This is a genomic window from Gilliamella sp. B3783, from assembly GCF_026536125.1.
Taxonomy (GTDB): domain Bacteria; phylum Pseudomonadota; class Gammaproteobacteria; order Enterobacterales; family Orbaceae; genus Gilliamella.
Genome location: NZ_JAFNOU010000004.1, coordinates 72,248 through 98,276, shown reverse-complemented (window position 1 = coordinate 98,276; position 26,029 = coordinate 72,248). Strand labels below are relative to the sequence as shown.

Below are 26,029 nucleotides of genomic sequence, written 5' to 3'. Positions count from 1 at the left end.
TTTAAATCAGCTAGCAACAGTTAAACGAACACGGCCTTTAGCACGACGGCGAGCAAGAACTTGACGACCATTTTTTGTTGCCATACGAGCACGGAAACCGTGAGTTCTATTGCGTTTTAATACTGATGGTTGAAATGTGCGTTTCATGACGATTTATATCCAAATCTAATTTATCAACAAGTTGTAGAGTTTAAACCCTACAGCATTAATTAAAGAGGTCGGAATTATAGAATCTATTTTAGATATCGTCAATGAGATTTTCATAGAGAATTTCATAGATGATACATTATCGTAATATTTTTATCACAATCGTTGGTGGTAAAAAAGATAGCTATTTGCTATAGCGTAAAACAACATTCAAGCCTTATCCATTTTACACATAATATATTATGTCAATATTAGCCTGTTAATAACATAGACAATATGGTTTGGATTAATAACATTTAGCCTAAAAGGTATTTAATCATGATTAAATACCAATAGGAAAACACTAATCATCAACAGCAAGTACGCGCTTACTTTTTTCACCACCAATTTCACGCGCTAACTTAGGTACTAAATAACCCGAGACTTTTTCAGCTAATTGTTTCATTATTTTTTTGGCTTGTTTATCTTCAACTAAAAAATGCGCCGCACCTTGCACTTTATCGAGTAAATGAATGTAATAAGGTAAAATACCGATATCAAAAAGTTTATTACTCAGCTCGGCTAAAATGTCTGCATTATCATTAATTTTTTTTAGTAACACACTTTGATTAAGTACTGTAACCCTATTTTGTTTTAACTGTTTGATTGCATCAGCAACATTATCATCAATTTCATTTGGATGATTGATGTGAGTAACCACGATTATTTGTAAGCGACTTTGCATAAACAATTGACAAAGCGTGGTAGTGATTCTGGAAGGAATAACCACAGCTAACCGAGTATGGATACGTAATCGTTTGATATGGGGAATTTTCGATAACGCATCAATTAAATTAGCCAGTTCGTGATCTTTTGCCATTAATGGATCACCGCCTGAAAGAATAATTTCGTCAAGTTCAGGATGATTAGCGATATAGTCTAGTGCTGCACTAACATTTTTTTTAGTACTTTGGTTATCATAGTAAGGAAAATGTCGTCTAAAACAGTAACGACAATTAATAGCACATGCCGTTTTAGTGATTAAAAGCGCACGATTATGATATTTGTGTAAGAGTCCAGCAATGTCATTATTTTGCTCTTGTAAAGGATCTTCACTATATCCATCAACTTTTAACATTTCGCTGTCACTACAAAGCACTTGCAATAAAAGAGGATCGTCGTTATCACCTTTTTTCATTCTATGAATAAATGCCATGGGGACACGCAGCGGAAATTGTTTTTTCGCCTGTAACATTGATAACGAAATAGCATTAGGATCCAAATCAAGATAACGATAAAGCTTTTGGATATCGGTTACGACATTAGCAAGATCAAAAATCCAGTCATCTTTGTTTGGTAGTTCAACTTTTTGCTGTATAATATGGCTCATTTTTTGTAATTCAGAATGATAGTTGGAGCTTTTATGGCATCTTATAGTACTAATGAGTTTAAAGCCGGTCTTAAAATAATGCAAGATGGCGAGCCTTGTGTAATAGTTGAAAATGAGTTTTATAAACCCGGTAAAGGACAAGCAATTAACCGCGTTAAAATTAAAAAATTACTTTCTGGTAAAACTGTCGATAAAACATTTAAATCAGGCGAATCAGTTGAAGGCGCTGATGTTGTCGATATGAACTTAACTTATCTATACACTGATGGTGAGTTTTGGCATTTTATGAATAATGAAACATTCGAACAACTATCTGCCGATGCTAAAGCGGTAGGCGATAATGCAAAATGGTTAGTTGATCAAGCAGAATGTATTTTAACTTTATGGAATGGTCAACCTATCGCTGTCACACCACCAAACTTTGTTGAACTCGAAGTTGTTGAAACCGATCCAGGTTTAAAAGGTGATACAGCAGGAACAGGCGGTAAACCAGCGACATTATCAACTGGCGCAGTAGTACGTGTACCACTATTTGTACAGATTGGTGAAGTTCTTAAAATAGACACACGTTCTGGCGAATACGTTTCACGTGTTAAATAATACGGATTTACTTAAACATAAAACTTGTTTTTGTAACATCAATGAATAAAGAGGTCTAATTAAGACCTCTTTATTTTAAATACACTAACTAATCTCAAATATTCAATTAACTACAACATTTAATCAAACTTTCACTGATTATTTAGCACCAATATAATTCAGCTGACGCCAAGATTCATAAACCACCACCGCAACAGAATTAGATAGATTCATACTACGGCTATTCGCTAACATCGGAATACGAATTTTTTTATCTTGCGGTAAAACATCAAGAATAGTTGCTGGCAAACCGCGTGTTTCAGGCCCAAACATTAAAAAATCATTGGGTTTATAACTCACATCACTATGTGGTTTTTGCCCTTTAGTTGTCAAAGCATAAATCTGAGTAAGCAAATCAATTTGATTACTATCTAAAAAATGATTCAAATTTTTATAACGCTTAACATCAACAAACTCTTGATAATCCAGTCCGGCTCGTCTCAATTTTTTATCATCCCAAAAAAAGCCCATAGGCTCTATAATATGTAAATTGAAGCCGGTATTAGCACAAAGTCGAATAATATTCCCAGTATTAGCTGGAATTTCGGGCTCAAATAAAACAATATTTAATGCAACATTAGACACAACAATATCTCTTTAGTGTTTTTGTTTTTGAATTGGCAATACTATCACAATTCTTAATCCACCTAAGTGACTTTTTTCAGCTTTAATTGTGCCGTTATCTCGTGTAATGGCATTAGAAGCAATAGATAGACCTAAACCAGTCCCGCCCGATTCTCGATCACGGGCCTCGCTTGTTCGATAAAATGGTCTAAAAATTTGTTGTAGCTCATTGTCGGCAACCCCTGGACCATCATCATCAATAGTAATGATGATGTCAGCCTGCTGAACAGTAAAACTGACTATAATTTGATGATGAGAATAACGAAAAGCATTACGAATCACGTTTTCAACGGCACTACATAATGCGATGGGATAACATAAAATACCCACATCAGGAAGCGCTTTAGCAATAGAAAAAGTCTTACCAATTTGTTCAGCTTCAAAAGTGGCATTTTCTAACACTGGCTTAAATAATAGATTAATTTGTTTATATTCTCGCACTTCATTATTTTTATATTGTTGCCTTGATAAAGATAATAAATCACCAATCATTGCATCAAGTTTAATCGCTTCATTATTAATTCGATTCACTTCATTACTTTCACCTTGTTTACGACGTAATAAAGAAACAGCTAGCTGTAATCGAGTTAATGGTGTACGTAATTCATGAGAAATATCGGAAAACAAACGTTGCTGTAATTCCTGCATTCGTTTTAACTCTCTTAACATATGGTTAAAACTTGCACCTGTTGCTTTATATTCCGAAGAACCTATCGTTTCAAGTTCTGGCCATTGTTGCAAGTTTCCTTTAGCAACTTCGTCTGCTGCTTGCTTTAAGCGTCTTGCTGGTTTTGCAATACTCCAAGATAACCATAGTAAAAATGGCGAACTTATTAACATCATGAGAGTTAATAGCAAAAGAGGATGATCAAAAATCAGATTAACAAATTGTGACTGCGCATCCGAGGAAGGTTGTAAAACATACAATCGATATTGATCATTAGCATAGTTAATCAAAAAAGGGCCAATGATTTCTTGTGAGTCATAAATTTTTTTAGCCGGATCTGCAATATTATGTGATATTTCACTAAAGTTTTTAACTAAATCAATATTTTTAGTATCCGCAGTTATAAATTGGTCATTGGGCGTAAGAATGAATAAAAATTGCCCAGGCTTCTGATAATTATCCATCACAACAATAAAACGCATCCACCAACGAAAGCTATCCTTGGGGATATGAGTAAATTCTTGTTCAATTTGATTAGCAAGTATATTACCTGTTTCTCTTTCTCTATTTGCTAAATAAGTCAAATTTCTCGAATCTAAACTCGGCAATAATACAATCAGCGCTAAAAAAAATGCGATAGTGAGTAGGAAGATAGTGAAAATCCGAATAGTTAAACGATCAAAAATCCACATATCACCAACACCTAAATTAAAATATTACGTCAATTTTGTAACAAATCATCATGACTATCAATAACAAACAAATATCCTTTTGAACGTAGCGTTTTGATCCAAGGCAATCCATCGCTACGCGGTGGAAGTTTTTTACGCAAATTAGATACATGTACATCAATCGAACGAGCTAGTGGAATAAACTCTTTACCTAACACAGTTTCGCTCAGCGTATCTCGGGATATTATTTTACCACCATTCTCAAGGAGCTTAAGTAAAACTTGAAACTCAGTGCCCGTTAAATCGATATATTGATCATCATAATAGGCTGATTGCTGTTTACGATTTACGGTAAGTTTATCAACAGTATATTGTAAAGGTAAATTACTATCATCATTTACAATATTATCCCAGCGCGTTCTTCGCAATAATGCATTTATTCTTGCAATGAGTTCCCGATCGTTAAACGGCTTTAAAATATAATCATCAGCACCCAGTTCAAGACCAATAATTTTATCCATTTCATCGTCTTTTGCTGTTAAAAATATAACTGGAACAGTACACTTGCTTCTAAGTTGGGATAACACATTAAGACCATTCAGTTCTGGCATCATTATATCAAGTAGAATCAGATCAAAAGTTGAATCAAACTTTTCTAAAGCTTCTTTACCATTATTTGCTGTTTCAACTTGAAAACCTTCTAATTCTAGTAGTTCGCATAATAATGAGGCGATTTCTGGATCATCATCAACTACAAGCAATTTACTCATTACAATCCTCTTTTATTCATTTATCGCATTTATTTTTTGGATTAAATATAAAATTTGTATTTTCACTCAATTATTATATATGCAAAAAATGATAGTCTGGTTAATAATATGGTAAATAATTGTTAATTTGCATAATTTAACACCTTTACATTATGAAAACCTTGTTCAATTAAATACAGTGCTTGTAATTTGCTCATGACACCCCTTGCACAATAAAGCAAATATTGTTTATTTTGATCCAAATCACCGAATTGCGTTGCCAATTTATAAAAAGGAATTAACTTAATTTCAACATCGGCTAACTGTAAAGGATTGTCTTCTTGCTCTTCAGATGAACGAATATCAATAACAACATGATTATTGTGCAAGGTAGAAACGGTCTCAACTTGCTCAATTGAAGTATCTGATTGCTTAGCTATTTCTCGAATATCAATATTTTCAGCTTGTTCGACGGCCTTATCAAGTATTGAAAAATCGAAATTTAGCTCTTCTGCTTCAATTTTCTCTTTCACGGCTTTTACTGTTGGGCTTTTTGAAATTACGCCACAGAATTCGGGCATGGTTTTAGCAATATCTTCTGTGCCAATTTGCCGCGCTAAGTTAATAATTGTTTCTTTATCATGGGTTATCAATGGTCTTAAAATTAATCTATCGCTAACATTATCAATTAAACGTAAGTTTGTTAATGTTTGACTTGATACTTGCCCTAACGCCTCGCCGGTAACAAGCGCTTCAACGTTATAACGCTGAGCTATTTTTGCTGCAGCACGGATCATCATCCTTTTTAAGATAACGCCCATTTGACCATCATCAATTTTTTCTAGAATCTCACCCACAACGTTAGAAAAATCAATGGCAATAAAGCGAACTTTATGAGATGAACCAAACCGTTCCCATAAATAGTGAGCCATCTGTTTAACCCCAATTTCGTGAGTTTTTCCCCCTAGATTGAAAAAGCAATAATGCACTCTACAGCCACGCCTAATTAACATATAACTGGAAACACCTGAATCAAATCCTCCTGAAATAAGTGATAAGACATCTTCTTGAGTTCCAGTTGGAAAGCCACCTATTCCACAGTATCGGCCTTTAACTAATAATAATTTATCTTTATCAATTTCAAGGTTCACCGTGATATCAGGTCGAGTTAATTTAACTTTGGCTGAGGCAACATGTTGATTTAATCCGCCACCAACATAACGCTCTACATCAATTGAAGTAAAATCATGTTTTCCTCGACGTTTAACTCGAACACAAAACGTTTTGTTTTCAATAAGAGGAGCATAGTAATTTAATGCTTTTTCGTAAATGTCATGGACGTCAACATAAGTGAGCTCTTCAACGGCTAAGATATGATGAATACCAGGAATACGCATTAGATATTCTAAAATTTGATTTTCACTATCGACAATTTTTGGGCGAACTTCAATATAATCCCAGTGACGAATAACCGCCACTTCTTTAATATGATTTTTGAGAATATTGCGAATATTACTGGTTAATATTTTAATAAAACGTAAACGTACAGAATCACTTTTGATGGTAATTTCAGGGAAAAGCTTAACAATAAATTTCATAAAACGAGCATGGACTATAAATAAAAATGGCGTCTATTATACTGATTTTCACAAAAAACACACAACCGAATATCGCGATATCAATTTAAACGGGTCGGCAATATCATTAAATTAGACTTAGCCATAATATAAAATTGTTTTGAAAACTGTTTACTATATTGATTATATGAAAAATATGAAGATTAATTTAAATTTTTAGTAAAAAAAGATTTTTATTAATTTTAATACCAACGCTAAAAAATATTAGTAGTCATCGATTTAAACACTTAAATCTTAAATTATACCAACAATAACTTAAATTTTACTTGCTTGTTGGCGAGTCTTTCGCTAATATTTCGCAAAATTAAATTCTGTTGTATAACACATAAAAATTGACAGGTTGAAATGTACGAACTTTTGATTATCAGTTATTTGATTATCGCAGTTGCGATCATCGTTTTAGTTTTAATCCAGCGAGGAAAAGGCGCCGATATGGGTTCGTCTTTTGGTGCTGGTGCATCTGCAACGTTGTTTGGCTCATCTGGAAGCGGTAATTTTTTAACTCGCACAACAACGTTACTCGGTGTTTTATTTTTTATACTAAGTATTATTTTATCTAATTTGGGCAGTCGCAGCCATATCACTTCTAGTGGTGAGTTCAATAATATTGAAGATAATGCTCCTGTAACCACGCAACAAACTACAGGTCAAGCACCGACAGTAGATCCTGTTATTCAATCTGAGAATAAAAATCCAACATCAGATATTCCAGAATAAAAACGGCGCCGTGGTGGTGAAATTGGTAGACACGCTATCTTGAGGGGGTAGTGCTCTAAGGGCATGCGGGTTCAAGTCCCGCCCACGGCACCAATTCAATATTCAGTAACATTCTTTAAAATTCTTTAAACCACATCAAAACCTGTATAAACAAGGCTTAAAGCCTGTTTTACTATTTCGTAAGCATCAGTAAGACACATTTACAACCACATTTTTTAGTTATATGTTTAGTTATACAAATCTCGTATAACTACCGTTTTAACAAATACTCAAATAAAAACAATCAAGCCTAGCGATAAAATTACTCATTGTTTGACAGTATAATAGATATTTACAAGTTAAAACGAGTTATAGTAAAAATAATCCCCCCAAAAAGCTACAAAGATATAATTCAAATATCCCGCTAACAATATAAAAAATAGATAAAATCGAGTAATTTTGGCGGGTTGCAGTTAAATATAATTCAAAATTAAAAATTATGATTAATAGTTTCATATAAAACAGCATAATGCTAGGATAGTCATTAATAAATTTTAACAGGCTAAATATCATGCAATATAATCCTAAGTTAACACCCCAAAAATGCTGTAATATGGACGATATTCGTTCAGAGATAGATCAGATTGATCACACTGTTATTAAGCTATTTGCAGCTCGCTTTGAATATGTTAAAGCTGCTAGTGAATTTAAAAAAAGTGCTAGTGCTGTAGAAGCCAAAGCCCGTTTTGACACTATGCTTGAGCAACGAAAGCTTTGGGCCAATGAGTTAGGACTAAATGGTGATATTATTAAAGCCTTATATGCTAATTTGGTTCGTTATTTTATTGATGAAGAATTAAAGCAATTTAAAAATAAAGCAAAAAAAGGATAGTTTGTCTATGGCTTATACCAGTAAACAACAGTTATTGAATGAAATAAACAAAACCGCTAAATTGTTTATTGAAGAATTTAATACATTAACAGAATCGCAAAAAGATCAGTTAATTCATGGTGTCGATCGTACTCCTGCGCAAATGATTGCTTATCAGTTAGGATGGTTGGATCTTGTTAAGTCTTGGGATGATGATGAACTTGCAGGACAAACCCCAACATTACCAGCAGAAGGCTACAAATGGAATCAGTTAGGCAAATTATATCAACACTTTTATGAGATTTATCAGGATTATTCATTACAAGAACTAATTACATTATTTAACCAGAAACTTGTTATCTGGAATAATTGGATTGAATCTTTGGATGATGATACGTTATTTATTAAAGATAGACGTAATTGGACTAAACCTTTCCCTGAATCTTGGACCGTAGCGCGCTTTATTCATATTAATTCTGTGGCACCGTTTAAATCATTTCGAACCAAAATCAGAAAGTGGAAAAAGTTAAGTGAACAAGTTTAAATATAAATATAAATTAAAATTAATATTAATGTAATCCAAATAGGAATGATATGGCTTTTTCAGAAACAGAGCGACAACAATTGTTACAGCTAAAATTTGTGGGTGGCAAAATTATTGACAGACTTGAACAAATGGAACTTGATTCTTTTGATAAATTACGCCACGCCACTTTAGATGAAATTCTAAGCAAAGGCGCATTATTAACAGGCTCAACTTGCTGGAAAAACAGCCATCAAGCTAAAACCGCCATAAATAATATTTTGTATTTAGTTAAACAAAACGACAACAGGTAAACATAATCGGCTTCTTGTTTTTTTATCATATTGTTATTTGATAAATCGAAAGCTAATGAGTTATAACACTATGATAAACATTGTATTTAATGTTATTTAGTATAAAATTTGCTTAAAATTGTAATAAGCCATTGATAAAGGATAAAGGAAATAGAATGTCTATGTTAAAAAAATTTTTAGTTTGTTTATTTGTATTTTTTAGTAGTTCTTGCTTTGCATTAGATCATATTGTTACATTTGTTTGTACTGGTAATACGGGACGTAGTCCAATGGCTGAAGCCTTGGCAAATGATTATGTAAAAAAACATAATCTAAATATTATCGTGCAATCAAGAGGTGTGAATGTTGATCCTAAAGAAACCGCACCAGAACAAGGGACAGTGACGGTATTAAAACAACATGGTATTGATATCTCATCACATAAAGCAACACAATTAACAAAAGCGGATATTGATAAATCAGAATATTTGCTGACTATGACACAAAAACACAAAGCAAAAATTTTAGAACAATATCCGCAAGCAAAAGGTAAGGTTTTTACATTATCTGAGTTTTCTACAGGTAAAAATGAAGATCTTTCAGATCCCTATCAAAAACCTTTAGAGGCTTATATCAAAGTAGAAAGTCAATTAAATGAATTTTTGCCATTGGCTTTAAACAAAATAGCTGACAAATAATCAATTAATCCCTTATTAACATAAGGTGCCTTGCTGCTTTAGAATAGCAAGGCAAAATTTTCTATATAAAATACCATAAAGTTCAAATAGCAATATCAAATTTCATTCATGTTTTAGAAGTTATAGCGATTGATAGATATTACTTGTTGACAGATAAGTGTAAATCTCAAACTCTAAAATTTAAGAATCTACCTATGTGAAAAATCAGAATTGGCGTTCATACCGTGAAGAATAAAATTGAATTACTGCAAGCTGACATTACTAAAATTTCGACAGATGCTATTGTTAATGCTGCTAATACCTCATTGCTAGGTGGGGGTGGCGTAGATGGAGCAATACACCGAGCTGGCGGTAAAACCATCCTTGAAGAATGTATAAAAATCAGAGAAAAACAAGGCGGTTGTAAAGTTGGTGAGGCCGTTATCACAACGGCTGGTAACCTTCCAGCTAAATATGTTATACATACCGTTGGTCCATGCTGGAATGGAGGTAAAAATAATGAAGAAGAATTATTAAAACAAGCTTATCTAAATAGTTTTAAGTTGGCATCTCAGTATCCAATTACCTGTATATCTTTTCCTAATATTAGTACTGGTATTTATCGTTTTCCTAAACCAAAAGCAGCACAAATAGCATTATCAACAATAAATCAGTGTTTAATGCAATATTCAATAATCACAAAAGTGAATATTGTCTGCTTTGATATTGAAAATTATCATATCTATCAAGCTATGATTTAGCATTAACTTTGTTAAAAAACAAAGAAAAAAGTTAATTATCACTGATTAAATATCAGTTATCCAAAAATAAGAGTAGAACACTTTTTAAAATGATAGATATTGACAAGGATTTATTACTAGTTAATTAACTAATAGAAAATTAGAAATAACATCTTCGTCGATTAAAATCGACGAAGATGTTAACCTTAAAAAATAGTTACGCAAAGCCTTTTAAACCAACCACATGTACATGTTCTTGGTTATTCATTACTTTACGCACCAGTTTATAAGTAGTCCCTTTTTCTGGGCTGATATTTTCTGGTGCTGCTATAATCAGTTGCATTTCGAGTCGTTCACACAGCTCAAATAACGTGGCAATCGATTTAGCATCTAGGCGAGCAGCTTCGTCTAAGAATAATAAGCGACATGGTAAAATATCTTTATTACGTAGACGTTTTGATTCTTCTTCCCAACTTTGAATGACCATCAAGAGAATTGACATACCGGTACCAATGGCTTCACCAGTTGATAATGCGCCACTTTCCGCACGCAACCAACCATCAGCACCACGATTGACTTCTACATCCAGCTCGAGATAATTGCGATAATCTAACAGCTCTTCCCCAATATTTTGTGCAGTTCGTTGCCCCATATCAATATGTGGATTCAAACGTTGATAAAGTTTAGCTAACGCTTCCGAGAAGGTAATACGATTATTACTAAACAGATCTTGATGCTCATTTTGATCATCGGCTAATGCTGCTAATAATGATGAGTGCGCTTCACGAATGGTAACATTCAAGCGTACACCATTAACTTGTCCAAATGCCACCGCCTGTAGACCTTGGTTGAGCATACGAATACGATTTTGTTCACGTTGGATAGTTTTTCGAATAATGTTTGCCACACTTTTCGAACTTATTGCTAACTGTTGCTCACGTGAGGTTAATTCTTCAGTTAAACGTGATAATTCAATTTCCATTTGCTCAATTGCTTCAATTGGATCATCTGTTTTGACAATATCTTGACGAATTCGTTCACGAAGATGTTTATAAACCGCAATATAAAATTGAATTTTGCGTTCCGGACGTTTTGGATCTTCAGATAATCGTAAAACATCACGTAAATGTTCATTATCATTCACAGCCAGACGTAATGAGCCCAGCGCCTTATCTGACATTGAGCGCAGTTCATCAGCACTTAAATAAGCTAATTCTCGACGATGTAATCGTCGTTCAACGCTATTTTCTTTGACGAGTCGTAAAACTAAGCACCAACCAGCTTTGGCTTCAACAACCTGTTCGCGTAATTGTTTATAATCACGGAGTGTTTGAGCTAAACGTTTTTGCATTTGCGTCATTTCGCTTTCACACATAATTAGTTGTTTTTCTAGCGAACTACAGTGCTGACGGTTACTGTTTAATTTTTGATGGATCTCATCACGACGTACCCTAGCCCTCTCTTCGGTGATGGCATCGGCTTTAACACCAATTTGTTCAATCTCTTTATGCAGTTCATTAAGCATGTCACGTTTAGTTTCAAATGCACTTTTTAATGAAGCTAATGTTTGATTGTACTGGTTATACTTATCTTGATACTGCTGCATTTGACGACGAGCATCGGTTCGCTGTGCTTCTACAATATCTAACCGAGCACGTAACTTTTCGTTCAAATCAGCATTTTCATTCAACATGCCGGCTGAATCTTCATAACTAAAATGGGCTCGGCGTTGCATCACTTCAGTAAGCGCAAACACCTGTTGACGAATCGTTTGTTGTTGCGACTTAACGGTATTATATTGCTCACGTAACGCTTCGTTCTGTTCTGGATCACTTTGTAAAACGGCCACAATAGGCTCAAGCTCAGAAACCGTGTGACGATTGCGACCAACATATTGTGCAGCATCTTGTGCTTCGGCAACTTGTTCGCGTAGATCATCAACTCGATCTGCTAAATCTTCATCAGCTAATAAATGCATTTGCGCAACTAAACGATTAACCGTTGTTAACTGCTCTTTGCAATTAGCTACCTGCTGTTGATTCTGCTTATCTATTGCTTCTTGCGAGGATAATTGACGCTCAATCTCATTGCGTCTTGTCGCTAATTTTTGAGCTTCAGCTTCGGGATCGATATCAAAGGCAACCGATAAATATTCACCAATAAATTGACCCACATTTTGTTCTATACGTTGTAATTTTTGTAAATCAAACGAGATAGTGGCATAACGTTCATGAAGTTCATCACGCTCTGCCGATAATTTTTCCAGATGAACTTCACGAGCAGCTCGGCCAAATAATGGTACCGTTGGAAAGCTGGAAAAGCGCCATTGACGATCACCAGTTTTAACCAATACCGCTTTATTCATCTCTTCACAATCAAATACACTGTCGTCAAATGAAGAAGGATCGCCTTCAATAAAATAGATATCTTCTGGGTAATCTTCTTCGCTAGCTGTAAGATTTTCGAGCTGGGTTTTGACTAACGACAAATCAGGTACCACAATCGCTTGTCTTGAAGGACCATATAATGCCGAGAAATAAGGCGCATCGTCAATAGTCACATCTTCATAAATTTCTGAAAGAAGAACACCATTAAACCGCTCAGCTAATGCCGATAAACGGCCGTCATCAACACCACTAGGTTGATTGAGTTGTTCTATTTGTGTATCTAATTGAGTTCGTTTAAAGGTTATCTGATCGCGCTCTGTAACCAATGTTCGTTCTTGCTCAAGCAGCTGCTGCATATGTTGCGTGACAGCTTGACTGTGGGTAAAACTTTGTCCGGTTTGTTCTTGTAAGGCAATTAAAGCATCTTGTGCTTTTATCCACATTGGTGCTTTTTGTCGATAATCGGCTATTTTAGATTGAATTTGTTCAAGTTCTTGTCTAAATTCAATGCGTTTTTCACTAGATTGATTAGCAAGCTCCGCATTTTCATCTAACTGAACTTCAAGTTCCTGTTTTAGTTCATCAAGTTCATCATAATTAACATGTCGACCAATACGTTTGCAAAATTGGTTTAATAATGATTCTGCTTCTTTTTGTTCAAAAAAGCGTTGTTCAAGCTCATCAAGCTGTAATTGTAAATGTTCAGCTTGTTCAGCTTGATAACATTGTGAAGGCCATTGTCTTAGTGCTTCTTTAGCAGCAGTAAATGCTTCACTACGAACAACATCACCAACCAGTTTTATTACAAGTTGATAAGCACGATCAAACTGATTAATTGCGGCATCAGAAACACTTAATCTTTGTTCAAGTTCTAAAACTTGCTCTGTAATCTCTTTTTGTTTTTCAGCAAAAACGTCAAAGTGATTTTCAATATTACTGATCCCCAATTTTGGTAATTGGCATAAAGACTGTGCATTTTTCAAAGCTTGCAAAGCTTGTTGATACTGAATTGCCCGTGTTTGCTGCACATCAAGAGCTTGTTGATAATCAGCTAATTGCGTTTTTATTTCATCCACTTCTTGTTCAGTTTGTTCAGCCTGATCACGGTAGCTTTGGTACTGTTCATTCGCTTCAATGACAACTTCATTTTGTTCTTCAAGTTTTAGATTAAGATCATCTAAGTCCGCTTGATAGCGATCAATTTTTTCTTGTTGGCGTAAAGCTGTTTGCGCTAGATTAAGATGGTCATTTGCCGCTTGTAAATCAGTTTCTAGGTCATTTTGCGCATCTTGAAACTCTTTGAGCTCTTTTGCCATTTCAACTTGACGATATTGATGACTGATTAACAAATCTTGCGTTTTAAACATATCTCGACGCAAACCAAGTACCGATTCAATATGAACACGACGCTCATTAGCATGGCGCATATAATCCGCTGCCACATAATTTGTTGATTCAGTAATCAGGTGTTTAAATAGATCGCGATCAGATTGCGTAACGCGAATCGCTTCTAATGTCATGCGATTTTCACGTAGTGCTGCTTCCATATCCTGAAAAGCTTTACGTACACCACTGTTTTCAGGTAATAAGTAATCACGAAGTGAGCGGGTAATGGCACTTGAAATCCCACCATAAAGTGACGCTTCAATTAATCGGTAATATTTACTACGATCAGATGAGGTACGTAATCGTTTTGGTAATATACCAAAATCAAACATCACTGAGTGATAATCAGTAATAGAGTTAAACTGTTTAAAAATCACGCCCTCTATTGATTCAATTTTATCTTTTAACTCAGGCAGTGATAAGATTCGTGCTTGTTTATCATTTACTCTTTCTGTCACAAATTCGGTTGGTTTGATTTCAACAGGTAAACCTTGTATTAAAAAAGGTTTAATATCGACTTTTTTATCACGACCCGCAACTTGCTGTAATCGAACACCACATATAATCCGTTGGTGACGTGAATTAATCACATCAAGCATCGAATAACAAACCCCGGGTTTTAATTTACCATGTAGACCTTTATCACGAGAGCCTGATGTTGCACCAGCTTCGGTAGTATTACGAAAATGTAATAAGGTTAAATCTGGAATCAATGCAGTAACAAAAGCTGCCATGGTGGTTGATTTACCAGCCCCATTCCCCCCAGAAAGTGTGGTGACAAGTTGATCTAATTCAAATGTTCTGGCAAAAAAGCCGTTCCAGTTAATTAAGGTTAAGGAGTGAAATTTTCCGTGTTCAATCATAATTATTCAATCTCCTCGTTAACTTCATCATCTTGTTCATCATTATTATCATCTAAGATAAGTGACGATTCAATTTTGATCGCTTCACCATCCCGAATTAAGCGTAATTGTGCTTCTTGCGCATCGTCACTACTGCGCACATCGGCGCCAAAACGGAAAATAGATTCATTAATTCGAAAACGGCTGCTGTCATTACCGACAATAAAAAAGATCATACCTAATCTACGCAGACGGTTTAGGGCTGTTTTAACTTTATCAAAAAGTTTTTGCCGATCTAAATCCGATCCGGTTGAACGTTGGTTGACTAATTTAAGTAATTTACTTTCGTCGGCTAACGAAACAAGCTCATCAAAGAGTTCTTGTAAAGTAAAAATGCCTTCATGCGCAAGTCGTTCGGGACTTAAATAGAGGTAACAAAGTACTTTACCAACAAGCATATCTAACTCTGATAGAACAGAACGAGGAATTAATGTTGTTGATCGAGGACGAAGATAGAAAAACCCTTCAGGTGCACGTATTAGCTCAACATTATAGCGTTGATAAAATTGTTCAAGTTCAAGTTGAAAATCCATTAAAAAGGCATGTTGATCGAGTTCATCAATACCTATATGACGCCCAGAACGAAGCAAACTATCCAACTCAGGAAAAATAGGATTAGCAATCGCTTGAGCTAATTTTACCGGCATGTATTTATCGATTGACGCTTGAGAGCTCGCTGCAATACGCCCTATAACCTCATCAATATGATGAGCGGTTTGTTCTAATTCTTTAATATCTGTTGATGACATGTGCTTGTACCTTAGCTCCATAATCGTTGATAGGTTTCCATTCGGCAGGAATACCGAGCAAATCATCTTCGGCAATACCTAGACGAATAGCTTGATCGATAAATAATCTTGCAATATCAAAATGTTGTTCACGTGGGAACTGTGCTAAATAGCTACGAATGGCAACACTTATATCAAGTGGTTTATTTTGTTGTTTAAAAACCAATAAATTTTGTTCAATATGCGCAATAATGTGTTCTTGAAGTTCTTCAATCATTTCATATTCAAGTTCTGATGGTAATTCACCTGTAACTTCAGCTTCATGTAAAGCAAGTTCTTCATCACGCATATCAAGTAGACGGTCGGCATTAGCAAAAGTCAGGGACCAGGGTAAATCAAAATAGCTCTGAATCGATTTACGTAATCGTTGAGAAAAGACGCGATTTTTATCTAAATCAATTGCTGTACGGATAAATTTATGAACGTGTCGGTCATAACCTATCCAAAGATCTATCGCTTTTTGCCCCCAACCAATAATTCGATCTAGCTTACCTTGTAGATCAATTACCACGTTATTAATTTTATCTAAATCAGGATTATCTAATGTCGCATCTTGAATTAACAATAAACTGGCTTGAAGTTTATCACCCGCCGCTGCCAGCGTATCTTGCAATTCGCGTAATGTTTGCGAAGTTTCGGTTAATAGCCCTTCACAACTGGTAATGGCAGCTTGCCAGTCTTGACTTAATAATGCCGAGATATTTTGTTTTACATCGGCTTGCTGCTCATCCATCACACGTTGAGTAATATCAATACTATCAAATATTTCAGCAACTGAATATTTTAGTGGAGCAAACACATTTCGATGCCAGTGTAAGTCATCACCACCTTCAAGTGCTGCATCAGCAGCTCGTTTTAACTCTTGAGCAACAATGGATAATTGGATAGACAAACGTAACGTTGAAAACTCCCGCTGACGAATATAGTAATCAGAAATACCAATACCTAATGGTGTCAAACGATAAATAGAATATCCATCAGTCATTTCGCTAGCAAAACGCGTAATTAGGCGCTGACGCACTAAGTCATTAATGGCATTATTTGCTCGAACAGTGATGGTGTCTTCACTCTGTTCAAAAATTTGTGAAACATGCCTGAAAGCATCAATTAATTCAGATTCGGTCATTTCACCATCAAAACGCTCGCTGTTTAATACGGCAATCGCCAATAAAAATGCAAGCCGTTCCACTGGCAAATTAATTGAAAAATCATTCTTTTTTGCCCAAGAGACCAATTCTGGCACTGATTGGGAAAAATCCATCATAGCGGTTCCTTAATTAAAGACACTCAATTTTTAAACGTATCTTAGAAATAATATGAGAAACACAATATATTGTGCTAAAGACAAAATATTATCGATTATATAACAATTTGTAGTAGTTAAAAATAACTAAGTTTGAGATTTATCATTTAACTTAATTAAAAAGCAACAAAGTCAATTTAATTAAAAATTACCTATAATAATTACGATTTTCTGTTTTTTATTTTCGCTCAATCCCATTTTTTGTCGTTAAAAATATCAATGACAACAAAAAAATAATTATCATAATTGAATTTTAATCTTAAATAATCTTGATATGTTATGGAATTAATTGTTTAATTATTGTACCATTTTTAACTTATAGTTATATTAATAATAATGGTTATTTTTTTATAAGGGAGAAAACAAATGAAAAGTCTATTATACATACTTTTAGCTGGATTTGTCGCATATGTTGTGTCAAAAGCCGTTTCTGCAAATGAAATCGATACAGTACACCGTGTTGTTCAGCAGCAGGGAGTTTTAAGTGAAAATCATTTAGAGAGTGGAGATAAACCAAATAGTCTCTGACAGTTCAGTCATTACTTTCATGATTAGTTAGGATTGTTGATCTTGTAACGCCTGCACGTTAATTTTGTCACAATTGGCGTGTTAATAATGCTGCTGCTTGTTGTAGTAGTTGAGTTTAATTGTGCATATTGATTTAATGGGCACGCAAGGTAAGACTGTTGTTTACCGCGTGTCAATAAATAAACCCAAAATCACCGAAGATATTGCACTCCCACTAGCTGAACAATCCATTCCACAAAATTAAAACTTACCGATGCTTTCTTAATTATAATCTTAAAAGAGAATGATCTAATCAGCAATATGCTTGCTATTATTGACGTTGTGAATAATGTCGATAAAGCAAATAATCAAATGATAAAAATCAAGTCATAATCGCGCTATTTAATTGAGTGTTAACTATCATTATTGTTATAAGTAGTTTTCAATTTGAAAAAACCACTCAGCCATTTGAGACAAGTTTTTAACAGCATAGTGTCTACACTTATGCACAACACAAAACTCATAAAATTGAATTTGATTTTGGTATTTTTAAAAAGGTAAAAACGGGATGGGTTATCCCGTTTTTTAATTAATGCGTTACTTCTGCATTGATTGGTCGAGGAATTAAGAAACTACTAAATAACGCTAAAATAGTAATCACTAATCCTACTAAAATACCATTAAAATACCCCGTCATTGTATTACCATTTATCATCTGAACTGCGGGTAACAACGCAAAACTTAATCCTGCACCTAAGTTAAACGCACCGGCATTCATTCCAGGTAAAAATCCTTGATTGTCGGCAGGTGATAAAACAACACCTAAACCATTTAAAATAATATTGGCCATGCCTGCGTAAAAAACACCTAGTGCAATTACACCGATTGATAAGATAGGTAAGGAATGCACACCATAAAATAAGATCACTAAGATACCAACAATACAACCAATCAAACCCAATTTGAGGACATTGTTATATCCGATCGTTGGTGCTAAGCGACCAGAAAATGGTCCAACAAACCAACCAATTAAAGCATAAGGTGTCAGCAAAATTAATGACGCCCAATCAGGATTTAGACCAAATCCTATATCATGATTTTGCGCAAGTGACATAACTAAACCATTGACTATGGCAAAAATACCTGTCATGGTTAAGGTTGTTGTTAACAATAAAGCCCAAGTAGCACGTTTTTTCAAATGCGTTGTTGTCACCAAAGGTTGCTTATTTCGTTTTTCGACATTCCAAAATAAAATAAAACAAACAATGGCAAACACGGTTAAGCCAGTAACAATTAACCAATTTGCATTAGCTAAATTACCCGCTTCATTAAGTGCCAATAATAATGCAGCAAGCGTTAGGACAATTAATATAACGCCTAACCAATCCATTTTAGTTCCTGCTGAAGGCTTGGATTCTGGAGCAAAACGATAGACAAGATAAGTCGAAATAGCTGCAACCACAGCAATTACCCAAAATACAGAACGAAAGCCCCAATAAGTAGCAAGTAAACCACCTGCTATCGCATCTACACCAGCAATACCACCGTTTACTGCGGTGATAATGCCCATTAACATGCCATATTGTTTGACATCTTTTACTTCGTAACTCAGCATAAGTAAGCAAAGTGGAACAACAGGACCAGATACGCCTTGAATAATACGCGCTGCATATAATACTTCAATATTAGGTGCAACAGCAGCCAATATTGTTCCTATTGTCATAATCAACAACATAACCGTTAATACTTTTTTACGACCTTTGATATCACTCAAACGAGGAAGAAAGAGTGAAAACAGTGCTGCCGCAGTAAAAAAAGAAGTTTGTGAAAATCCAACAGCTGCATCATTGGTGCCTAACTCTTTGGCTATAGTCACTAATACAGGACTTAACATACTTGCATTGAGCTGAAAAGCAACACAAGCTGCAAGTAAAGCAACCATTAATGTTAAAATACTTTTTTTATTGTTGCTTTGTGCAATCATACATTTACCTCACCAATTCGCTGTAACGCATCAACGATTAAATCCCAAAAACCTGCATGATCAAGTTTTGTCGCCACTTGTGTATGGCAAGTTTCATCGACTGGAAAACGAAAATCAGCAACAGTCATGCCTAAAGTTAATGTTCCTGTGAGCTCTATATCAACAGGAACTCGTCGAGTTTTAATTAAATCCGGATTAATAACATAAGCTACAGCACAAGGGTCATGTACTGGTGGATAAGTAAAACCTTGTGCTTGCTTATACATTTTTCCGAAGAATTCAAGCATTTCAAGTACAAATGTTGCTGGTTTTGTTTTGATTGCTGAGATTTTTTCAATTACTTCAGGCGTTGCGAGAGCTTGATGAGTCAAATCTAATCCCACCATAGTCACAGGCCATTTTTCATTAAATACTATATGGGCGGCTTCTGGATCGATTTTTATATTAAATTCAGCAACTGCACTCCAGTTACCAACATGATAGCCACCGCCCATCAAAACCACTTCTTTCACTCTTTCGACAATTTTGGGTTCTTTGCGCGCAGCCATCGCAATATTGGTTAACCCACCAGTTGGGACCAAGGTAATGGTTTTGGGTGGATGAGCCATAATCGTATCGATAATTAAATCAATAGCATGTCTAGAGTCCAATTGTATAGCAGGTTCGGGTAATACAGGGCCATCCAGACCTGAATCACCATGAATATCTGGTGCAATTTCAACATTCCTCACTAATGGTCGAACAGCACCAGCGGCAAAAGGAATATGAGTTATGTTAGCAATACGAGCAACTGATAACGCATTACGGGTCACTTTTTCTAATGTTTGGTTCCCGACTACAGTTGTTACCGCTAATAATTCAATATTAGGATTCCCATGCGCCAATAACATGGCAATAGCGTCATCATGACCTGGATCACAATCAAGAATGATTTTTTTAGGTTGATTTGTCATTAAGCGTTTTCCTCTAGTAAATTTTTAATTTGCCATTCTATCAAGTACATTTTGACAAGATGACATAGTTGATGTTCCTTCACGTTCAACCACTGAAAATGCAATAGCACCATCGGCTATCGGGTAAAAAAACTCTCCGTCAGCTTGTGATAAACTTAAAGCATAAATAAAATTGTTGGCCATGTTGAATATGCTAAGTAGGACAAATCCATAAATTTGAATATACCTATAATTTTTAACATAAAAAGCGAGAGGCCCATTACTATTGAATAGAATAATAATGGTTTGAATATCAAAGGAATGAATTTTAGTAACAATTAGTTTGAACGTATCAAAACGATTTACGTTAATGCCAAACATTAAACTTGTTTGAGTTTTATTAGATGTAATTTGATTGATATAAAGTAATAGTTGTATCATCTTGTTAAAATACGCATTAGGATTAACAATGACTTCAATGCCCAAAGCTTTAGCTAATGTTATTACATTAAAAACAGCATCACTAGTTTTTGCAAGTTGCGTTAATAAGATATCAGATTTTTTTAAGTTCGTTTCTAACATTACAATTTTTTATCAATCCTTGATTAAATTAGCCACTTAATTTGATTATTATTTTTACCAAAGTTAATTAAAGTATCTTTGGTTGCTTTATTATCATAATGATATAAAGAAAAAAATTCATACTTGATAGCAAATAATAAGGACGCTAACCCAATGATTCTTTGTACATCAAGTAATCAAATCCAATTAATTTTTGGCTACATTATTAATACTTTTTTACCTATACTTTTATATACTCAATCTAGTTAATTAGGTCGCGATAACAATATTCATATAACACAAAATACCGATATTACTCTGTAATTTTCTTTTCGCTTTTAGTATTTTATCTTTGCTATTTTTCCATTCATTATAACAATATGAAATACAACGATTTTTTATTATTCATGTTCATCTAAATATCCCAGAATAACCTTATTTTTTTCGAAAAAATAGACTCATTTTTTGCGTGTTATTTGATCAGTATAGCGCAGGTAAATGATAAAAAGAGTGACGAACATCATAACTTAGAAAATAAAAACAAAACTTAAATAATGGATGAAATCAATATATAACAACCATAAATCGGCAAACAATAAATTGATTATTGCTTCATTTAAGAAAGAATCGACAACCAACTTATTAGTTACAATAATAATGTGACTTGGAAGATAAAAAATAAATTCCTTACTCGCACTGCCGCTAATTTATGCTAAAATCGAAAATCATTAATAAACACTAAACATAAGGATGTAACGAAATGCATATCGGTATACCAAAAGAGCGGTTAGCCAATGAAGCTAGAGTTGCAGCAACTCCACAAACAGTTGGACAACTGTTAAAACTTGGATTTACAGTCTCTGTAGAACAGGGTGCAGGGCATGCTGCTCACTTTGAAGATCAAGCATTTATCGATGCTGGAGCAACAATTCAAAATACTCATGATATTTGGCAAAATGACTTAATTTTAAAATTTCATGCCCCAACAGATGATGAAATCGCATTAATGAAAGAGGGTTTAACCCTTATCAGTTATATTTATCCAGCTCAACATAAAGAACTATTAGAAAAATTAGCAGCCAAAAATATTACAGTCATGGCGATGGATTGTGTGCCACGTATTTCTCGTGCGCAATCGTTAGATGCACTAAGTTCTATGTCAAATATTGCTGGCTATCGTTCTGTGATTGAAGCTGCCAACCAGTTTGGTCGATTCTTTACAGGTCAAGTCACTGCCGCAGGTAAAGTGCCACCGGCAAAAGTGTTAGTCATTGGTGCTGGTGTTGCTGGCCTTGCAGCAATTGGCGCAGCAGTAAGCCTTGGTGCAATTGTTCGAGCCTTCGATACTCGCCCTGAAGTTGCTGAACAAATTAATAGTATGGGTGCTGACTTTTTAGAGTTAGATTTCGAAGAAGAAGCCGGCTCTGGAGATGGTTATGCAAAACAAATGTCTGCTGCCTTTATTGAAGCTGAAATGGCATTATTTGCAGAACAAGCTAAAGATGTTGATATCATTATTACTACAGCATTAATTCCAGGTAAACCAGCACCAAAACTGATTTCGAAAGAGATGGTTGAATCTATGAAACCTGGTAGTGTGATTGTTGATTTAGCTGCATTAACGGGTGGTAACTGTGAATTAACTAAACCCGGTGAAGTTTATGAAACAGATAACAATGTAAAAATTGTTGGCTATACTGATTTGGCAAATCGCATGCCAGCTCAAGCCTCTCAACTTTATGGTACCAATATCGTTAACTTATTAAAGTTACTGACTAAACAAAAAGATGGCAATATTGATATCAATTTTGACGATGTGGTTATCCGCGGAGTGACCGTTGTTAAAGATAAAGAAATCACTTGGCCTGCACCGCCAATTCAAGTATCAGCACAACCGCAGAAAAAAGTTGCAGCGCCGGTTGCTAAACCTGAACCTAAACCAATGGATCCACGCAAAAAATATGGCATTTTAGCGTTAATAATCATTGCTTTCTTCTGGTTGGCTAATTCTGTTCCTGAAAGCTTTTTAGGTCACTTTACCGTATTTGCTCTATCATGTGTAGTTGGTTATTACGTAGTATGGAATGTAACTCATTCTTTACATACACCGCTCATGTCAGTCACTAATGCCATTTCAGGCATCATTTTAGTTGGTGCAATATTACAAGTTGGTGATGATAATGGCTTAACTACGGCAATTGCCTTTGTTGCTATTTTAATTGCTAGTATCAATATTTTTGGTGGATTCTTTGTTACCCAAAGAATGCTAAAAATGTTCCAACGTGGCAAATAAAGGAGAGTATCAATAATGTTAAGTAATGGAATTATTCAAGCAGCTTATGTAATTGCTGCCTTACTGTTTATATTCAGTCTACGTGGTCTTTCCAATCAAGAATCCGCTAAATCGGGTAATATCTATGGCATGATCGGTATGGCAATTGCCCTTATTGCCGCGATTGCGAGTATCAATGGTGGATTACATTGGGTCATCATTGCGATGATTATTGGGGCGGCTATTGGTTTATATTTAGCCAAAAAAGTAGAAATGACACAAATGCCAGAACTCGTTGCACTACTTCATAGCTTTGTTGGTATGGCTGCGGTACTCGTTGGTTTTAATAGCTTTTTAGACTCACATATTTTTACCTTCTCATCGAGTGAAATTACCGTTCATTTGGTCGAAATATTTGTTGGTGTTTTTATTGGTGCGGTTACATTCTCTGGTTCGATTGTCGCGTTTGGCAAACTAAATGGTCGCATTAGTTCAAAACCATTATCTATTCCAAATAAACACTATTGGAACCTTGCTGCTATTGTAGTATCTGTAATACTCATGTTTACATTTGTCAATCTGCAAACAGGAGCTGGCGCGCTATTTTGTTTACTCATTATGACACTTATAGCATTAGTCTTTGGTTTCCATCTTGTTGCATCAATTGGTGGTGCAGACATGCCCGTTGTTATTTCGATGCTTAACTCCTATTCTGGATGGGCGGCTGCTGCGGCAGGATTTATGTTAGGTAATGATTTACTCATTGTAACTGGTGCTTTAGTTGGTTCTTCAGGCGCAATTCTTTCTTACATTATGTGTAAAGCAATGAATCGCTCATTTATTAGCGTAATTGCCGGTGGTTTTGGTAGCGATGGCAGTTCATCAAGCTCTTCAGAAGAAGAACAAGGTGAATATCGCGAAATCCAACCTGCTGAAGTTGCACAAACTTTAAAAGAAGCACGCTCAGTTATTATTGTTCCAGGTTATGGTATGGCGGTTGCACAAGCGCAAGGTGCAGTCAGTAACATTACTGAAAAACTACGAGCTATGGGAATTGAAGTGAGATTTGGTATCCACCCTGTTGCCGGGCGTTTACCGGGGCATATGAATGTATTATTAGCCGAAGCTAAGGTACCTTACGATATCGTACTTGAAATGGACGAAATCAATGACGACTTCCCTGATACTGATGTTGTATGGGTCATTGGTGCAAATGATACGGTTAACCCAGCGGCAGAAGAAGATCCAAATAGCCCTATCGCAGGTATGCCAGTTCTTGAAGTTTGGAAAGCTAAAACGGTTATCATTTCTAAACGTTCAATGAATACCGGTTATGCCGGCGTTCAAAATCCACTATTCTTCAAAGAAAATAGTTATATGCTATTTGGTGATGCCAAAGATAGTGTTGAAAAAGTGTTACAAAATCTTTAATGACAATTAGTCTTATAGAGAATACAAAATATTACTGCGGCCTAGCCGCAGTAATTTTATAAGCGTTAAGGGTTCAAATTTATTTGCGCTAAGAAAGTAGTAATTTCTTTAATTATTTCACGATGAATCTCGGCTCGAGTTCGTTTCCCACCATCCTTACAAATAATACCTTCACCTTGAGCTTCTTGCTCTAATATTTCTATTGCCTTAGGTTTACAAACTTGTATAAAACTAAAATGCATCGCATCTGGTATCACCGTATAAGTAGATAGTGATTTTGACAGGAACTGCATTAAATAGCCTGATTCAAGCTCTGCATCCATATCACCTACATCAACTCCTGCACCAATAATTAAAGAAGGGATGTTAATATCTTTTAAACTTTTTGACGTAAAACCTCTGACTAATCCTGCATCTAAAGAGATAAATGATTTTATTCTTGGATCGAATAAACTTTGATTTAATTTTGGATTATCAAGACCGAGTTCAGTCACTAATTGGCACGCTTTTAAATGGGAATGAATTGTACAGTCTTGCTTAAAAAGCTCTGTATCAAATTTTGCTCCAGCAAGTGCAATTACCGTCCAACCGCCAAGGGAATGCCCAATGGCTGATATATTATTCATATCAATAGAGTTTGCTAAAGTCTTATCCTCTATCAAACAATCAATTGTTTTACTCAAGTCTTGTGGGCGCAACCATAATTTAGAAGATTGATCAATATCTTTATTAAACAGTGTAGTCCCTGGATGATTTGGTGCGGCAACAATATATCCTTTTTCGGCCAGCGCATAAGCAAGCCAACTTAAATTTTGCTGGCTGCCCCCATAACCATGTGAGAGAACAATTAAGGGATGCTTACGATAATCTAAAACAGGGGGTGCATTGAATAGAACTTTATAACCATAAAAAATAGCACTATCGCCAACCATTACGTTATCTTGTTGATTATTTGCTTTATACCATATTGCGATATTCAACGGTCGGTTACTTTGTTTATCGTGATAGATTTGTTTAAACCCTACAGCTGAATAAGCATGATTGCTAAAGGTGAAGATTAAATAAACAATCAAGCCAATGTAGAATTTAGTCATTCAATTTATCTCTATTAAAAAAATTGCCTATTTGCAGCTGGAATGAATATGAAGACTTAACAATAGAATAAATAATACAATTTGTTAATCAATAATTAAATTTATCAGATTAAATATTTAACAAATAATATGACACATTAATTTATTAAAACACGTTAGATTCACTATACATGTCAGTA

The 26,029-nt window shown here is 35.0% G+C and carries 24 protein-coding genes and 1 tRNA gene; 12 read left to right on the top strand and 13 right to left on the bottom strand.

Going from position 1 to position 26,029, the window contains the following annotated elements; genetic code table 11:
* Window positions 1-6 precede the first annotated feature (6 nt).
* The gene (gene rpmH, locus J3U59_RS05205; RefSeq protein WP_025314679.1) at window positions 7-147 is read right to left on the bottom strand and encodes a 50S ribosomal protein L34; all 141 of its coding nucleotides are present in this window, start codon (window positions 145-147) and stop codon (window positions 7-9) included.
* A 343-nt stretch (window positions 148-490) separates the two neighbouring features.
* Window positions 491-1,516, bottom strand: coding sequence for an EF-P beta-lysylation protein EpmB (epmB, locus tag J3U59_RS05200; protein ID WP_267333580.1), 1,026 nt, complete (start codon window positions 1,514-1,516; stop codon window positions 491-493).
* 33 nt (window positions 1,517-1,549) lie between these two features.
* Here epmB and efp point away from each other — a divergent pair, with 33 nt between their 5' ends.
* Window positions 1,550-2,116, top strand: a complete 567-nt coding sequence (efp, locus tag J3U59_RS05195) for an elongation factor P (protein WP_065633915.1) — start codon at window positions 1,550-1,552, stop codon at window positions 2,114-2,116.
* Window positions 2,117-2,254: 138 nt separating this feature from the next.
* Here the strand turns inward: efp and trmL are convergent, their stop codons facing one another.
* The 4 genes from trmL to thiI all read right to left on the bottom strand — a co-directional run bounded on the left by trmL (window position 2,255) and on the right by thiI (window position 6,464).
* Window positions 2,255-2,740: a tRNA (uridine(34)/cytosine(34)/5-carboxymethylaminomethyluridine(34)-2'-O)-methyltransferase TrmL gene (gene trmL / locus J3U59_RS05190; protein ID WP_065633916.1), complete on the bottom strand. Its 486-nt coding sequence runs from the start codon at window positions 2,738-2,740 to the stop codon at window positions 2,255-2,257.
* 12 nt (window positions 2,741-2,752) lie between these two features.
* On the bottom strand, window positions 2,753-4,132 hold the full coding sequence (gene cpxA, locus J3U59_RS05185; RefSeq protein ID WP_267333650.1) for an envelope stress sensor histidine kinase CpxA: 1,380 nt from the start codon (window positions 4,130-4,132) through the stop codon (window positions 2,753-2,755).
* Window positions 4,133-4,167: 35 nt separating this feature from the next.
* A complete protein-coding gene (locus J3U59_RS05180) occupies window positions 4,168-4,887 on the bottom strand; it encodes a response regulator (RefSeq protein WP_267333581.1) in 720 nt (239 codons plus the stop codon).
* 122 nt (window positions 4,888-5,009) lie between these two features.
* Window positions 5,010-6,464, bottom strand: coding sequence for a tRNA uracil 4-sulfurtransferase ThiI (thiI, locus tag J3U59_RS05175; protein ID WP_267333582.1), 1,455 nt, complete (start codon window positions 6,462-6,464; stop codon window positions 5,010-5,012).
* Window positions 6,465-6,848: 384 nt separating this feature from the next.
* Between thiI and secG the strand changes: the two genes are divergently transcribed.
* The 7 genes from secG (at window position 6,849) to J3U59_RS05140 (ending at window position 10,324) form a co-directional block, all read left to right on the top strand.
* On the top strand, window positions 6,849-7,220 hold the full coding sequence (gene secG, locus J3U59_RS05170) for a preprotein translocase subunit SecG (RefSeq protein WP_267333583.1): 372 nt from the start codon (window positions 6,849-6,851) through the stop codon (window positions 7,218-7,220).
* Window positions 7,221-7,227: 7 nt separating this feature from the next.
* Window positions 7,228-7,313, top strand: a tRNA-Leu gene (locus J3U59_RS05165).
* A gap of 457 nt (window positions 7,314-7,770) precedes the next feature.
* Window positions 7,771-8,091, top strand: coding sequence for a chorismate mutase (locus tag J3U59_RS05160; protein WP_267333584.1), 321 nt, complete (start codon window positions 7,771-7,773; stop codon window positions 8,089-8,091).
* A gap of 7 nt (window positions 8,092-8,098) precedes the next feature.
* Window positions 8,099-8,614, top strand: a complete 516-nt coding sequence (locus tag J3U59_RS05155; RefSeq protein WP_267333585.1) for a ClbS/DfsB family four-helix bundle protein — start codon at window positions 8,099-8,101, stop codon at window positions 8,612-8,614.
* A gap of 50 nt (window positions 8,615-8,664) precedes the next feature.
* The gene (locus J3U59_RS05150; RefSeq protein ID WP_267333586.1) at window positions 8,665-8,907 is read left to right on the top strand and encodes a hypothetical protein; all 243 of its coding nucleotides are present in this window, start codon (window positions 8,665-8,667) and stop codon (window positions 8,905-8,907) included.
* Window positions 8,908-9,062: 155 nt separating this feature from the next.
* Complete coding sequence (locus J3U59_RS05145) at window positions 9,063-9,584, top strand: low molecular weight protein arginine phosphatase (RefSeq protein ID WP_267333587.1); 522 nt, start codon at window positions 9,063-9,065, stop codon at window positions 9,582-9,584.
* Between the two features lie 224 nt (window positions 9,585-9,808).
* On the top strand, window positions 9,809-10,324 hold the full coding sequence (locus J3U59_RS05140) for an O-acetyl-ADP-ribose deacetylase (protein WP_065633924.1): 516 nt from the start codon (window positions 9,809-9,811) through the stop codon (window positions 10,322-10,324).
* 196 nt (window positions 10,325-10,520) lie between these two features.
* Here the strand turns inward: J3U59_RS05140 and mukB are convergent, their stop codons facing one another.
* The 3 genes from mukB to mukF are packed head-to-tail and all read right to left on the bottom strand — an operon-like array spanning window position 10,521 to window position 17,030.
* Window positions 10,521-14,939, bottom strand: coding sequence for a chromosome partition protein MukB (gene mukB / locus J3U59_RS05135; RefSeq protein WP_267333588.1), 4,419 nt, complete (start codon window positions 14,937-14,939; stop codon window positions 10,521-10,523).
* Window positions 14,940-14,941: 2 nt separating this feature from the next.
* Window positions 14,942-15,727, bottom strand: a complete 786-nt coding sequence (gene mukE / locus J3U59_RS05130; RefSeq protein WP_267333589.1) for a chromosome partition protein MukE — start codon at window positions 15,725-15,727, stop codon at window positions 14,942-14,944.
* Entirely contained in the window at window positions 15,708-17,030 is a 1,323-nt protein-coding gene (gene mukF, locus J3U59_RS05125) for a chromosome partition protein MukF (RefSeq protein ID WP_267333590.1), read from the bottom strand. Before mukF ends, mukE begins: the two co-directional genes overlap by 20 nt.
* 405 nt (window positions 17,031-17,435) lie before the next feature.
* Here mukF and J3U59_RS05120 point away from each other — a divergent pair, with 405 nt between their 5' ends.
* Together J3U59_RS05120 and J3U59_RS05115 are read left to right on the top strand one after the other, a co-directional pair.
* Window positions 17,436-17,597 carry a hypothetical protein gene (locus J3U59_RS05120; protein WP_267333591.1) on the top strand — a complete coding sequence of 54 codons (162 nt, stop codon included), beginning with the start codon at window positions 17,436-17,438 and terminating at the stop codon, window positions 17,595-17,597.
* A gap of 121 nt (window positions 17,598-17,718) precedes the next feature.
* Complete coding sequence (locus tag J3U59_RS05115; RefSeq protein ID WP_267333592.1) at window positions 17,719-17,841, top strand: hypothetical protein; 123 nt, start codon at window positions 17,719-17,721, stop codon at window positions 17,839-17,841.
* 324 nt (window positions 17,842-18,165) lie between these two features.
* Here the strand turns inward: J3U59_RS05115 and J3U59_RS05110 are convergent, their stop codons facing one another.
* From J3U59_RS05110 to J3U59_RS05100, 3 genes are read right to left on the bottom strand one after another with little or no spacing between them, the layout of a single operon-like run.
* Window positions 18,166-19,560 (bottom strand): MFS transporter, encoded by a 1,395-nt coding sequence (locus tag J3U59_RS05110; RefSeq protein ID WP_267333593.1) that lies wholly within the window; start codon window positions 19,558-19,560, stop codon window positions 18,166-18,168.
* Window positions 19,557-20,513: a nucleoside hydrolase gene (locus J3U59_RS05105; RefSeq protein ID WP_267333594.1), complete on the bottom strand. Its 957-nt coding sequence runs from the start codon at window positions 20,511-20,513 to the stop codon at window positions 19,557-19,559. The genes J3U59_RS05110 and J3U59_RS05105 overlap by 4 nt, the downstream gene beginning before the upstream one ends.
* Before the next feature lie 24 nt (window positions 20,514-20,537).
* Window positions 20,538-21,074, bottom strand: coding sequence for a hypothetical protein (locus J3U59_RS05100; RefSeq protein WP_267333595.1), 537 nt, complete (start codon window positions 21,072-21,074; stop codon window positions 20,538-20,540).
* 739 nt (window positions 21,075-21,813) lie between these two features.
* Between J3U59_RS05100 and pntA the strand changes: the two genes are divergently transcribed.
* Together pntA and pntB are read left to right on the top strand one after the other, a co-directional pair.
* Entirely contained in the window at window positions 21,814-23,346 is a 1,533-nt protein-coding gene (pntA, locus tag J3U59_RS05095) for a Re/Si-specific NAD(P)(+) transhydrogenase subunit alpha (protein WP_267333596.1), read from the top strand.
* 15 nt (window positions 23,347-23,361) lie between these two features.
* Window positions 23,362-24,756 carry a Re/Si-specific NAD(P)(+) transhydrogenase subunit beta gene (gene pntB, locus J3U59_RS05090; RefSeq protein ID WP_267333597.1) on the top strand — a complete coding sequence of 465 codons (1,395 nt, stop codon included), beginning with the start codon at window positions 23,362-23,364 and terminating at the stop codon, window positions 24,754-24,756.
* 65 nt (window positions 24,757-24,821) lie between these two features.
* Here pntB and J3U59_RS05085 read toward each other — a convergent pair whose 3' ends face one another.
* Window positions 24,822-25,850 (bottom strand): alpha/beta hydrolase family protein, encoded by a 1,029-nt coding sequence (locus J3U59_RS05085; RefSeq protein ID WP_267333598.1) that lies wholly within the window; start codon window positions 25,848-25,850, stop codon window positions 24,822-24,824.
* Window positions 25,851-26,029: the final 179 nt, after the last annotated feature.